We start from the raw sequence: 12,075 nt of genomic DNA on the forward strand, positions 1-12,075 counted from the left end.
GCCGTCCCGCCGCGGCGTGCCCTACCACTCCAAGATCACGTCCGCCCTGCGCGGCGACGCGGCGGGCGAGCCGGCGTTCTTCACGGCTGACGCCGTCGCGGCGCTGCTGGATGCGCCCGGCGAGGTGGACTACCGCGCCCAGCTGTGGCCCCTGATCGCCAAGGACGCCGGTTACGCGTACTACCGCGAGCTGTTCACCGGTTACCCGGAACGGGTCCGGACCGGCTGGCAGGAATTCGCCGAACGGTTCGCCGCGGCGGACTGGTACAGCCAGGAGCGCCGGCGGCTCGTCGCCGGGTCCGTCCCGGACGCAGGGCTCCACCTGGACCTCGACCGGTTGGACCATCCCTTCGCCGGCCGCGTTTTCGCGGGTCACGCAGACTTCCAGTCGGCGGTGGCAGCGTACATTGGCCGCGACCTTGAGCTGCGCACCGGGCCGGACCATTCGGAAACCCTGGCCCTGTTCACTTCCTTGCTGAAGTCCTACATGGACCTGGGCCGGTTGGTGCCGTCCGAGCGGCTGAACGCGCGGTCGCAGCGGGAGGTCCAGGGCTGGTGGCACGGCTTCTTCAGCTTCGTCGATTCCGGGCCGCCGCCGCGCAGGCTGCGGGAGATGCTGGCGATCCACCGGGCCGGGCTGCTGCAGTTCATTGGCCCAGGGCTGGAGATCGAGGCCGCGGAGCACGCGGGCCGGTTCGTCGCCCGCTCGGCCCAGTCCGGGATCACCGTGTCAGCGCCGGCCCTGATCGAGGCCCGGCTCCCGGCGCCGTCGGTGGCCCGCTCCGCGAACCCGCTGCTGCGCCAGCTGCACGCCTCCGGGCTCGGCACCGAACAGCAGCTCCTCACTGCCGACGGCACGCACGCGACCGGACGGCTCCTGGTGTCCGCCCACAACGAGCTCATTAGCCCGGTGGGGGAGCGGCGCGAGCGGCTGTTCGCCGTCGGGCCCGGTACTTCCGGCTGGGGCGCCGGCGCCTTCGCCCGGCCCGGCACCAACGCCGCGCCGTTCCGCGAAAACGATGCCCTGGCCCGGCGCGTCCTGAACCTGCTGGCGAAGCCCAACAACGGCCCGGCCGACAGCGGCCTGGCCAACAACGATCAAACGGACGCCGGCCGGGCGGTGCCGCAGGCCGCCGCCGGCGGAAAGGACCCGTCATGACCCCGCCCCCACTACACACCCCGCCCGTGGACACCGCCGCGCTGACGGTCCTCAATCTGCCCATGAGCGATCCCAGGGTCCGTCCGCTCCTGGATGAACTCGCGCTCGAATACGACACCCGCTACGGCAACCTCTTTGGCCGCGGGGCCGCCGCGGAGGAACTCAACCGTTACCCGGCCGAGGAATTCGCCGGGCCGGGCGGGGCCCTGCTGATTGTGCGTGAGAACGGCGAATCCGTGGCCGGCGGCGCGTTCCGCCGGCACGGCCCGCAGACCGCCGAGTTCAAGCGGATCTGGACGCATTCGGCGCACCGCCGCCGCGGACTGGCCCGGTTTGTCCTGGCCGAGCTGGAGGCGCTGGCCGGCCGTCGCGGCTACCGGAAGGTCTACCTGACAACCGGCCCGCGCCAGCCGGAGGCGAAACACCTCTACCTGAGCACCGGTTACGAGGCACAGTTCGATCTCTCCGCCGACCCGGAAACCATCGGGCCTCTGGCATTCACCAAGGACCTGCCCGCCGCAAACCCCGCCGCGCTGCTTGGTCGGCGTGGGCCGGGAACCGGTGCTTCGGGCTAGAGTTCACACAGGGGGTCTGCCCTGAAACAAAGAATTAACGAGCCGCCGCGGACCCGGCGGAGAAACAGCCGGGAGTCATCAGTGCGGCCTGGATCCAAGCCCACCATCCGCGATGTCGCGCAGACGGCCGGGGTCTCCCTGACCACCGTCTCCTATGTGCTCTCCGGCCGCTCCGGCGGAACCACCCGGATCAGCGAGGCCACCCAGGACCGGGTGCACGCCGCGGTCCGCGAACTTGGCTATGTGGCCAACAGCGCCGCCAGGGGAATGCGCCGGGGCCGGACGGAGCTGGTGGCCGTGGCCGTACCGGACCTCGAGCAGCCCCGGGACAGGGCCATCGCCACGGTGCTGGCCAGGATCCTGCCGGAGCACGGCTACCAGTCGGTCATCCTGCTGGGCGGGAACTGGCGGCAGTTCATGCTCTCCGGCGGAGCCGACGGCGTGATCCACACCAGCGCGCCGGAGGCGGACAACGATTCCGGGGCCACGGCAGAGCTCGCCGGCCGCGGCACTCCCCACGTGCTCATCACGGACGACGCCGGGCCCGGCAGCCCTGGTGTCCAGGGCGGACACGAGGTGGTCCCCGCCGGAACGGACACCCCCGAGATCCTGGCCGGGCGCGCCGTCACTCGGCTGCTGGCACAGTTGCGGGGTTAGGACCCTTTAGGCCTTCAGCGCGGCGGCCGGTGCCGTGTCCCGCGTTGCGGTTTCCTGGGTTGCGGCCTCCCGGAGGGGACGCCGGGCCAGCCACGCGGCCACGATCGCGCCGGAGACGTTGTGCCACAGGGAGAAGACCGCAGACGGCAGCGCCGCCAGCGCGCCGAAGTGCGCGGTGGCGAGGGTGGCGGCCAGGCCGGAATTCTGCATCCCGACCTCGAAGGCGAGGGCCCTGCGCGCCTTGTCATCCAGGCGCCCCAGCTTGCCGGCCAGGTAGCCCAGGCCCAGGCCGAAGCCGTTGTGCAGCACCACGGCGAGGAACACGATGCCGCCCGCGGCGACGATCTTGCTGGCGCTGCCGGCCACGACAATCGCGACGATCAGGGAAATCACGACGGCCGAGGCCCACGGCAGCGCGGGCAGGACCTTGGCCACGAGCTTCTTGAGGAAGAGGCGGGCGAGCAGGCCGGCGATGACCGGCAGGAGGACGGTCTTGACGATGTCCTGGACCATGCCCCCGGCGTCGATGTTCAGGTACGAGCCGGCCAGGAACAGCACCAGCAGCGGCGTCACGATCGGCGCGATCAGGGTGGACACGGAGGCGACGGCCACGGAGAGGGCGACGTCGCCCTTGGCGAGGAACGCCATCACGTTGGAGGCGGTGCCCGACGGCGCGCAGCCCACCAGGATCAGGCCCACCGCGAGCTCCGGCTCGAGGTGGAGACCGACGGCGATCAGCCAGCCGGCCCCCGGCATGATGACGTAGTGCGCCACGATTCCCAGGGCCACGGCCCAGGGGCGCTTGGCCACCGACGCGAAGTCGGGCGGCGTCAGCGTCAGGCCCATGCAGAACATGATGATGCCCAGCAGGAAGGGCACGCTGGGGGCGAGGGGTTTGAACGCGCCGGGGAGCAGGAAGCCGGCGAGCCCGGCCACCACCACAAGGACCGGGAAGACCGTCACCGCGATGCGGGCAATCTTTGCCTCGGCGGCGAGGGCGGGATTGGCCGGGACGTCGGCGGCAGTGCCCGCGTCCCGGGCAGTATTCGGAGTCTTAGTTGCCTCAAGCATCCAAGAATGGTGCCACCGGCGTCCACGGGGTGGCCACTTCGTGACCACCTGTCGGACAAATATGTCAGATTTTTAGGCCGCCGTACGGGCGGGAATCGGACGGGTAGGGTTCATTGCGTGGGTGAGCCCGAAAAGGCGAACTCCCCACCCCGGCGCGACGCAGCGCCCCACCTTCCCTGAATTCTGCACATTCTTTGACATCTGGCGGCCGTTGGGCCTCCTTGACCACGAACGGAGCCAGCGATGGCCACCAGTATCGACGCGCAGGCCCCGGCCGCCACGCCTGCACAACTGCAATCGGTCCGAGGCGCCTTGACGTCCCCGCGACGGCTCAAGACCGAGGTCTTGGGCGGCCTCGTGGTGGCACTGGCTCTGATTCCTGAGGCGATCGCCTTCTCGATCATCGCCGGCGTGGACCCGAGGATCGGGCTCTTCGCGTCCTTCACGATGGCAGTGACCATCGCCTTCGTCGGCGGCCGTCCGGCGATGATTTCGGCGGCCACCGGCGCCGTCGCCCTGGTAATCGCCCCACTGGTGAAGTCCCACGGACTGGATTACCTTGTGGCGGCGGTGATTCTGGCCGGCATTTTCCAGATCGTGCTGGGCCTCTCCGGGGTGGCGAAACTGATGCGGTTCATCCCCCGCCCGGTCATGGTGGGGTTTGTGAACGCCCTGGCCATCCTGATCTTTCTGTCGCAGGTGCCCGAGCTGATCGGCGTGCCCTGGCTGGTCTACCCGCTTACCGCGCTGGGCCTGCTGGTCGTCTTCGGCCTGCCCAGGCTCACCAAAGCCGTCCCCGCACCCCTCGTGGCCATTGTGGCCCTGACGATCATTACGGTGACGGCCGCCGTCGTCGTTCCCACTGTGGGGGACAAGGGTGCACTGCCGGACTCGCTGCCCTCTTTGTCACTGCCCAACGTGCCGTTCACACTCGAAACGTTGCAGGTCATCTTCCCGTTCGCGCTGGCCATGGCCTTCGTGGGCCTGCTCGAATCCCTCATGACCGCGAAGCTCGTGGATGACATCACGGACACGGGTTCAGTCAAGACCCGCGAGGCCTGGGGGCAGGGTGTCGCGAACATTGTCACCGGCATCTTCGGCGGCATGGGCGGCTGCGCCATGATCGGCCAGACCATGATCAACGTCAAAGCCTCCGGCGCCCGGACCCGGATCTCCACCCTTCTGGCCGGCGTCTTCCTGCTCATCTTCGTGGTGGCACTCGGAGACATTGTGTCCCTCATCCCGATGGCCGCGCTCGTGGCCGTCATGATTTTCGTATCAGTCGCCACCTTTGACTGGCACAGCATCCGGCCCGCCACCCTCAAGGCGCTGCCCAAGAGTGAAACCGCCGTCATGGCGGTGACGGTGGCGGTCACCGTTGCCACGCACAACTTGGCAACCGGCGTCGGGGTCGGCGTACTCGTCGCGATGGTCCTGTTCGCCAGGCGGGTGGCCCACTTCGTCACCGTCGAGCGCACCGTGACGGAGCACGACGGCGGCCGGGCCACGTATCGCGTGGACGGCGAGCTGTTCTTCGCCTCCGCGAATGACCTCTACACCCAGTTCGAGTACGCACTGGACCCCGAACGCGTCGTCATCGACATGCGCGACTCCCACCTGTGGGACACCTCCACGATCGCCGCTTTGGATGCCATCACGGAGAAGTACCGGCAGCACGGCAAGAGCGTCGACGTCGTGGGCCTGAACCAGGCCAGCGCCCTGATGCGCGAACGCCTGGCCGGCAAGCTCGGCGCGGGGAACTGACGGGAAGGCGCGACCGGTCGGGCCGGTATTAGGTCACACGTTTGGGTCTTTTTGTTTGCCTTGGTGCGGCCTAGCGTGGATTTACGGCGCCGCCCGTCCGGGTGGCCGGAGCATGGAGGAAATCCAATGACGACGCACGTAGCCGACTGCAGCGTGAGCAATTGCTCCTTCAACGACCACTCGCACTGCAACGCGGCCGCCATTACCGTCGGCGGCGCCGCAGACCACGCCTCCTGCGCGACCTTCATCGACATCGGTGTGCACGGCGGGCTCCCCAAGGTGCTGGCCGACGTCGGCGCCTGCCAGCGTTCGGAGTGCACCCACAACGACCATCTGATGTGCAAGGCGCCCGAAGTTCACGTGGGCCCGGGCGTCGACAACGCCGACTGCCTCACCTACGCCCACACGTAGCCGCACCCGCCGTCCGCGTCCATCGACCATCCGCCCCGCTGGCGCTGAAATTCCCCACCTTTGGTCGCCTCACCGGCGTGTCGGGGCGGACCGCCGGTGAGGCCCGGCGTCGCTGGTTCAAAGGTGGGGAGAATCGGTGGTGGCAGAGGGCACCCGCGGAGGCAGGCGCGCGCTAGCCCTGGGTGAGCCGGTACCGTTCGATCTGCTTGAGCCGGCGCAGGAGGCTGTCGCGCCGGGGGTGCGGGACGGCGTCGGCCGGCTCGGCGGTGAGCTCGATGTGTTCGGTGCCGTACTGCCACAGCAGCAGGTCATCGAGGAGCCGGTCCGGGCCGGGGGAGTAGCGGTGGTCCAGGGCCTTGCGGACCTCGGTGATCCGGTTGGCGCTAAGCAGCCCGGCGAGCTGCATGGTCTGGTTGAGGCCGTGGGCGGCCATGAGCTCCGCGGCCCAGCCCCAGTCGTCGTCGACCTTCCGGTCCACGTGCGGCAGCAGGGTCCGCCAGACGTCGCGGATCCGGTTGGGCGTCAGCTGCGCGGCACCCTCACCGTCCATGTCCCAGTAGCCGCGGACCTCCTCGTAGCGTTCGTGCAGGTCCGAGAACGCGCTCTCCACGGTCTCCAGCATGGCGGCCGTCGCGGTGAACTGGCGGTCGAAGTGCGGGGTCCACGCCCGCGGGTCCTCGGCCTTGAACCGGATGTCGTGCTCGATCTCGCTCCAGGCGTGGGCGAAGACGGTCCGGATTTGGCACTCGAAGAAGTAGCTGCCGTTCGGCGGGACGTCCGGGTTGAAGGCCAGCTGGTAGTCCTTGACGGCCTCGTTCTGGATGGTCCGCAGGATCAGGTGCCGGCTGGAGTAGCCGTATGTGCCGGACTCGATCGAGCCGATGTCCTTTTCCCGGTCCCCCCGGCAGTCAAAGAGCTGGCGCTGGCGCTTGATCAGATTCGCCACCACCGCGTTTTCCGCCGGCAGCTTGGTGATCACACGGATTCCCACCATGTCATTCAGGGTCCGGAACGGGTCCGGGAACTTCAGCACAGGTGGCCCGCCCGGCTCCAGCGGTTCTTCCGTGCGGGAGATCTTCTCGCGGAAGGATTCAACGGTCTTGGTGCGTCCGGTGACGAACAACGGCGTGACTTCGGTGTCCTTGAGCATGGTCCGCAGCGTGAGCAGGACCTCCCGGGTGACCAGCTTCAGGGCAGGCCGGACCCGCTCGTACAACTCCACGTTCTCCTGCACGGAATCGCGCAGGCTCACGTCCAAACGGTCCCAGTTGCTCGCCATGGATCCAGCTTACGGCGCACCACCGACACCGGCCCGCAGGCTGGCACCGCCGGGCACGCCCGCAGGCAAGGGCAGCGCAGCAGGCATGGGAGGGGTCCGGCATGCGAGGGGTCCGGCCTGCGCTGGGCCGCTTGGTGCCCAAGGTAGGCTCAACACATGGCTGAAATGCGGCGGCGAACTATGATCGCGGCCGCAGCGGCGGTGACTCTGGGGGCAGTCTCCGCCGCCTGTTCACCGGGCCCCAAGGAGGACGCTGTGAAGAGGCACAAGTACCAATATGGCGAGGACCCCAGCCAGTGGGGTGAGCTCTTCCTCCCGGATGTTGCCGCGCCCAAGGGTGTGGTGGTGGTGATCCATGGCGGGTACTGGCGTTCGCAGTACGGCGCAGAACTGGGGGAGCCCCTTGCCAAGGACCTCGCCGCGCACGGCATGGCAGCCTGGAACCTGGAGTACCGGCGGGCCGGCAATGGCGGAGGCTGGCCCAACACGTTCGCCGACGTCCTGGCCGGAATCGACAAGCTCGGTGAACTGGCCGAAGAGCACGGGCTGGGACTGGACCGCGTGGTGGCCCTGGGCCACTCGGCAGGCGGCCACCTCGCCGTCTGGGCGGCGGGACGCCGCCGGCTCGCGGGGCTTGGTGCCCCGGACGCGGACCGCCAGCTGACGCGTCGGGGCGACGACGACGGCGCGGTGCAGCTCACCGGCGTCGTCAGCCAGTCGGGGGTACTCAACCTCGCGGCCGCCGAGCGGCTCAACCTCAGCAACGGCGCCGTCAGCAACTTCCTGGGCGGTTCGTCGGAGAAATATCCCAAACGGCATAAATTTGCGGACCCCATGAGTGCGGTGCCGCTGGGCGTGCCCGTATATGCCGTTCACGGCACGGAGGACGATACCGTGCCGGTAAGCCAGTCCGAGACCTACGCCGGAGCAGCCAAGGCGGCCGGTGCGCCGGTCCAGCTGCTCAAGGTCCCGGGCGACCACTTCGCGCTCATCGATCCGAAGGCACCCGCGTACCGGAAATGCCGTGAACTCGTGCAGCAGCTGCTGGTCTGAAATCCGGACGTCGCCAGGCGCCCGCCCGGCGACCTGCCAGGCCTGCCGCCCGGCAGGGAGGGGGTCCCGGTGTCCCTGACGGCATCCCCTGGCCGGCGAAAGCGAATAGACTGGAGCGCAGGTGCGCCGGGAAGTCTGGTCGGCATAGTTCCGTCGACCCCATTTTGAGGATCCCATGAGCGCCCTGCCCCCTTCGCCAACACCCTCTTCACCAACACCGCCCCCTCCTTCGCCGCCCCGCCTCACCATTTTCGGCCGGGGCAGCTATGCCGAGGCCCTGCGGATCGGCGAAATCCTCCGCAAGGAAACCGTGGGCGGCGCCCTGCTGGTCGCCGCGGCGATGGTGGCCCTTATCTGGGCCAACTCCCCGGCCTCGGAGAGTTACTTCGCGCTGCGCGACTTCACCATCGGCTACGCGCCCTGGCATCTGGACCTGAGCCTGGGCGCGTGGGCCGCCGACGGCCTGCTGGCTATCTTCTTCTTCCTGGTGGGGCTCGAACTCAAGCGCGAGTTTGTCGCCGGCGACCTGCGCCAGCCGAGCAAATCCGTGGTTCCGGTGGCCGCCGCCGTTGGCGGTGTGGCCGTTCCGGCACTCATCTACGCGGCCATCAACCTCTCCGGTCCCGAAACGCTGCACGGCTGGGCCATTCCCACCGCCACCGACATCGCCTTCGCCGTCGCGGTGCTGGCGCTCATCGGTTCCCACCTGCCCAGTGCGCTGCGGATCTTCCTGCTGACCCTCGCCGTCGTCGACGACCTCCTGGCCATCGCCATCATCGCGATCTTCTACACCAGCGATCTCCACCCCGAGCCGTTCCTGCTGGCCCTGCTCCCGCTGGGCCTCTACACGTTCCTGGCGCACAAATACCGGCGGTTCTTCGGCACGCACGCAGCCGCAGCCTGGGTGATCCTGCTGCCGCTCGGCTTCGCGACGTGGGCCCTCGTGCACGCATCAGGCATCCACGCCACCGTGGCCGGGGTCCTCCTCGGATTTGCCATTCCCGTCAAACGTTCGAAGGCCAGCGGCGGCCCTGAAGCCGGCCCGGGCCTGGCGGAGATTTTCGAACACCGGTTCCGCCCCATCTCGGCCGGGATCGCCGTCCCGGTCTTCGCGTTCTTTTCCGCCGGGGTGGCCATAGGCGGCTGGCAGGGCCTCGGCGCCGCCCTGACGGACCCCGTGGCGGTGGGCATCATCGTGGCGCTGGTTGCCGGAAAGCCGGCGGGGATCCTCGGCACCACATGGCTCATCACCAAAGTCACGCGGGCCCGCCTGGACGCGTCCTTCAAGTGGATCGACGTCTTCGGCCTCGCCATCCTCGCCGGCATCGGTTTCACGGTCTCGCTGCTGCTTGCCGAGTTGAGCTTCGGCCAGGGCACTGCGCACGAAGACCACGCGAAGGTAGGGATCCTCGCGGCCTCACTGCTCGCCGCGCTCCTCGCCACCACGGTGCTCCGCACACGCAACCACCAGTACCGGCGTGCGGAGGAGGCGGAACAGGTCGACTCGGACCACGACGGCATCCCGGACGTCTACCAGCAGGACCGCCCCGCAGGCTAGGTTGGCAGGCCAGGCCGACGGGCTATATTTGGGGTGTGGCGGGAGGGGCCGTCCGGAGGGTCAATGATACCCCAAGGGGTATCATGATTGAGCTGGAATACGCGCGCCGGGCCGTCCGGCGCCCGCGAAAGGAACAGGCATGAAGAGCATTTCCGTCAAGGACCTGGCCGCCCTGGGCGACGCCACCGAAATCGTCGATGTCCGCGAGGAAGACGAATACGTCGCCGTCCGCGTTCCCGGCGCCCGGAGCATCCCGCTCTCACGGTTCGTCCAGTCCCTCGCCGAGGTCCCGGCCAGCGGCACCGTCTACGTCATGTGCGCCGCCGGGGGCCGCAGTGCCCAGGCCGCCACCTACCTGGAGGACCAGGGATACGACGCCGTCAACGTCACCGGCGGGATCATGAAGTGGCAGGACGAGGGACACCCCGTCAACCGGGGCTGACCTTCAAGGGGCTGACCGCACCGGAGGGACCATGGAAGTCATCGTCATCGAGACCCCGCAGCTCGGGGACCGCAGCTACCTGGTCCACGACGGCTCGGTGGCGCTGGCGATCGACCCGCAGCGCGACACGGACCGCATCGAGGCGGCCGCCCGTGACGCCGGGGTAGCCATCACGCACGTGGCCGAAACGCACATGCACAATGACTACATCACCGGCGGGCTGATCCTGGCCCGCGCCCACGGCGCCAGCTATCTCGTCAACGCCGCCGACGCCGTCGGGTTCGAGCGCACTCCCATCACGGACGGCCAAACAGTCCGCGTGGGCTCGCTTACCGTCAAGGCGGTCGCCACGCCCGGCCACACGCATACCCACCTGTCGTTCATCGTGGACGACGGCGGGAAGCAGGCTGTCTTCTCGGGCGGCAGCCTCCTGTATGGCTCGGTGGGCCGCACGGACCTTGTCGCCGAGGCGGACACGGTTGGCTTGACCCACGACCAGTACGCTTCGGTCCGTCGCCTCGCCGCCGAGGCCGGCCCTGACGCGGCGCTGTTCCCGACCCACGGATTCGGCTCGTTCTGCTCCTCCGGACCCGCCAGCGGTGCCCGGTCCTCCACCATCGGCGAGCAGCTTGCCGCCAACCACGCCCTAACGGACCCCGATGAGGACCACTTCGTCCGCCAGCTCATCGCCAACCTCACGGACCACCCCTCCTACTACGCGCACATGAGTCCGGCCAATGTCCGGGGCCCGGGCCCTGCCGAGCTGGCCGTTCCGGCATCGCTCGATGCCGCCGAACTCACCCGGCGCCTGGCCGGCGGCGAGTGGGTGGTGGACCTGCGCCGGCGCGTGGCGTTCGCCAACAGCCACCTCAAGGGCAGCATCAGTTTTGAGTATGGCGCCGGCTCCAGTTTCACCACCTATCTCGGCTGGGTGCTGCCGTGGCGCGAACCGCTGACCCTGGTGGGCTCGCGGGTAGACGTTGAGAACGCCATCCGCGACCTCTCCCGGATCGGCATCGAATCCCCCGACGCCGCGCTCGGTTCCGAGCCGCACGCCCTCGCCCCGCAGGCCGGCCTCGCCTCCTACCCGCGCGTGGGCTGGGACGGCGTGCTCGCCGGCCGGGCGCCTGAGGACACCGTCCTGGACGTGCGCCGGGCCGACGAATTCGCCGCCGCCCGTGTGGTGGGCGCGGTCAACGTGCCGCTGCACGAGCTGTTGCTGCGCCTCGGGGACATTCCCGCCGGGAAACTTTGGGTGCACTGCGGTTCCGGGTACCGTGCCGGGGTCGCCGCCAGCCTCCTGCAGCGGGCAGGCCGGGACGTGGTCCACATCGATGCCAGGTTTGCCCATGCCGCGTCCGCGGGAATCGCGCTGGACACCACCGCGGCCTGAGCGCCGGCGGCCCGGGAGCGCCGGCAGTGACGCCGGCACGGCGGAAGCGGGAGGTGGACGCAACACACGGCGCGGGAGTGGATTCTCTGGCAGAGTATGGTCATGCTCACAGTTATTGGCGAGGGGCTGGTTGATGTTGTCCAGCGGTCCTCCGGCGTCCAGGCCCATGTCGGCGGCAGTCCCCTCAACGTGGCGGTGGGGCTGGCGCGGCTTGACCATCCCGTCCAGTTCATCGGCCGCTATGGCCGCGATGCGTATGGTGAGGCCCTGGCCGCGCACCTGAAGTCGAGCTCCGTGCTGCTCCCGCTGGGACCCGACGAGCTGCCCACCAGTGTGGCCGCCGCGCTGATCGACGACGCCGGCGCCGCCACGTACACGTTCGACCTCGCCTGGGAGCTTCCCGGCGTCGCGGCGCGCCTGCCGTTCCTGCTCCAGGGAACCACGCTGCTGCACACCGGTTCGATCGCCACCATGCTGGCGCCGGGCGCCGCCGACGTGTTTGCTGCCGTCGAGCGCGCCCACCCGTCCGCCACTATCAGCTTCGACCCCAATTGCCGTCCCAGCATCATCCCGGACGTGGACTACGCCCGCGGGCAGGCCGAAAAGTTCGTGCGCCTCGCCGACGTTGTGAAGGCCTCCGACGAGGACCTCGAATGGCTCTACCCAGGCGTGGACCCGCTGGACTCGGCCCGCCGCTGGCAGGCGCTGGGCGG

At 69.2% G+C, this 12,075-nt stretch carries 11 protein-coding genes and 1 pseudogene; 10 read left to right on the forward strand and 2 right to left on the reverse strand.

The features are described from left to right. The 3 genes and pseudogenes from Y706_RS23960 to Y706_RS0106465 all read left to right on the forward strand — a co-directional run. Nucleotides 1-1,159, forward strand: a pseudogene (locus tag Y706_RS23960) (hypothetical protein); the annotation flags it as partial. Next, on the forward strand, nt 1,156-1,734 hold the full coding sequence (locus tag Y706_RS23965; protein WP_043435132.1) for a GNAT family N-acetyltransferase: 579 nt from the start codon (nt 1,156-1,158) through the stop codon (nt 1,732-1,734). The pseudogene Y706_RS23960 and the gene Y706_RS23965, both read left to right, overlap by 4 nt. Nucleotides 1,735-1,815: 81 nt before the next feature. Continuing rightward, a complete protein-coding gene (locus Y706_RS0106465; RefSeq protein WP_028275951.1) occupies nt 1,816-2,391 on the forward strand; it encodes a LacI family DNA-binding transcriptional regulator in 576 nt (191 codons plus the stop codon). A 6-nt stretch (nt 2,392-2,397) separates the two neighbouring features. Here Y706_RS0106465 and Y706_RS0106470 read toward each other — a convergent pair whose 3' ends face one another. Continuing rightward, nucleotides 2,398-3,462, reverse strand: a complete 1,065-nt coding sequence (locus tag Y706_RS0106470; protein ID WP_028275952.1) for a bile acid:sodium symporter family protein — start codon at nt 3,460-3,462, stop codon at nt 2,398-2,400. Nucleotides 3,463-3,705: 243 nt separating this feature from the next. Here Y706_RS0106470 and Y706_RS0106475 point away from each other — a divergent pair, with 243 nt between their 5' ends. Both Y706_RS0106475 and Y706_RS0106480 read left to right on the forward strand, forming a co-directional pair. Further along, nucleotides 3,706-5,226, forward strand: a complete 1,521-nt coding sequence (locus Y706_RS0106475) for a SulP family inorganic anion transporter (RefSeq protein WP_043435135.1) — start codon at nt 3,706-3,708, stop codon at nt 5,224-5,226. Nucleotides 5,227-5,352: 126 nt separating this feature from the next. Beyond that, entirely contained in the window at nt 5,353-5,637 is a 285-nt protein-coding gene (locus tag Y706_RS0106480; protein WP_028275954.1) for a DUF1540 domain-containing protein, read from the forward strand. 172 nt (nt 5,638-5,809) lie between these two features. On the opposite strand, the gene Y706_RS0106485 is transcribed toward Y706_RS0106480, so the two are convergent. Then, nucleotides 5,810-6,916, reverse strand: coding sequence for a GTP pyrophosphokinase (locus Y706_RS0106485; protein WP_028275955.1), 1,107 nt, complete (start codon nt 6,914-6,916; stop codon nt 5,810-5,812). A gap of 255 nt (nt 6,917-7,171) precedes the next feature. On the opposite strand from Y706_RS0106485, the gene Y706_RS0106490 reads away from it, so the two are divergent. The 5 genes from Y706_RS0106490 to Y706_RS23970 form a co-directional block, all read left to right on the forward strand. Further along, nucleotides 7,172-7,969, forward strand: a complete 798-nt coding sequence (locus tag Y706_RS0106490) for an alpha/beta hydrolase (protein WP_028275956.1) — start codon at nt 7,172-7,174, stop codon at nt 7,967-7,969. A gap of 175 nt (nt 7,970-8,144) precedes the next feature. Then, on the forward strand, nt 8,145-9,527 hold the full coding sequence (gene nhaA / locus Y706_RS0106495; protein WP_028275957.1) for a Na+/H+ antiporter NhaA: 1,383 nt from the start codon (nt 8,145-8,147) through the stop codon (nt 9,525-9,527). Between the two features lie 139 nt (nt 9,528-9,666). Further along, nucleotides 9,667-9,969: a rhodanese-like domain-containing protein gene (locus tag Y706_RS0106500; RefSeq protein WP_028275958.1), complete on the forward strand. Its 303-nt coding sequence runs from the start codon at nt 9,667-9,669 to the stop codon at nt 9,967-9,969. Between the two features lie 31 nt (nt 9,970-10,000). Then, nucleotides 10,001-11,362: an MBL fold metallo-hydrolase gene (locus tag Y706_RS0106505; protein ID WP_028275959.1), complete on the forward strand. Its 1,362-nt coding sequence runs from the start codon at nt 10,001-10,003 to the stop codon at nt 11,360-11,362. 102 nt (nt 11,363-11,464) lie between these two features. Continuing rightward, a partial coding sequence (locus tag Y706_RS23970) for a PfkB family carbohydrate kinase (RefSeq protein ID WP_043435155.1) occupies nt 11,465-12,075 on the forward strand: 611 nt, incomplete at its 3' end.

Origin of the sequence: Arthrobacter sp. I3 (assembly GCF_000520575.1) — a bacterium.
In the GTDB taxonomy this organism is placed as follows: domain Bacteria; phylum Actinomycetota; class Actinomycetes; order Actinomycetales; family Micrococcaceae; genus Arthrobacter; species Arthrobacter humicola_A.

What these genes read in the sequence shown, in the direction of transcription:
- Y706_RS23965 (WP_043435132.1), top strand. Translation starts at nt 1,156, where the DNA reads ATGACCCCGCCCCCACTACACACCCCGCCCGTGGACACCGCCGCGCTG.
- Y706_RS0106470 (WP_028275952.1), bottom strand. Translation starts at nt 3,462, where the DNA reads ATGCTTGAGGCAACTAAGACTCCGAATACTGCCCGGGACGCGGGCACT.
- Y706_RS0106475 (WP_043435135.1), top strand. Translation starts at nt 3,706, where the DNA reads ATGGCCACCAGTATCGACGCGCAGGCCCCGGCCGCCACGCCTGCACAA.
- Y706_RS0106480 (WP_028275954.1), top strand. Translation starts at nt 5,353, where the DNA reads ATGACGACGCACGTAGCCGACTGCAGCGTGAGCAATTGCTCCTTCAAC.
- Y706_RS0106485 (WP_028275955.1), bottom strand. Translation starts at nt 6,916, where the DNA reads ATGGCGAGCAACTGGGACCGTTTGGACGTGAGCCTGCGCGATTCCGTG.
- nhaA (WP_028275957.1), top strand. Translation starts at nt 8,145, where the DNA reads ATGAGCGCCCTGCCCCCTTCGCCAACACCCTCTTCACCAACACCGCCC.
- Y706_RS0106500 (WP_028275958.1), top strand. Translation starts at nt 9,667, where the DNA reads ATGAAGAGCATTTCCGTCAAGGACCTGGCCGCCCTGGGCGACGCCACC.
- Y706_RS0106505 (WP_028275959.1), top strand. Translation starts at nt 10,001, where the DNA reads ATGGAAGTCATCGTCATCGAGACCCCGCAGCTCGGGGACCGCAGCTAC.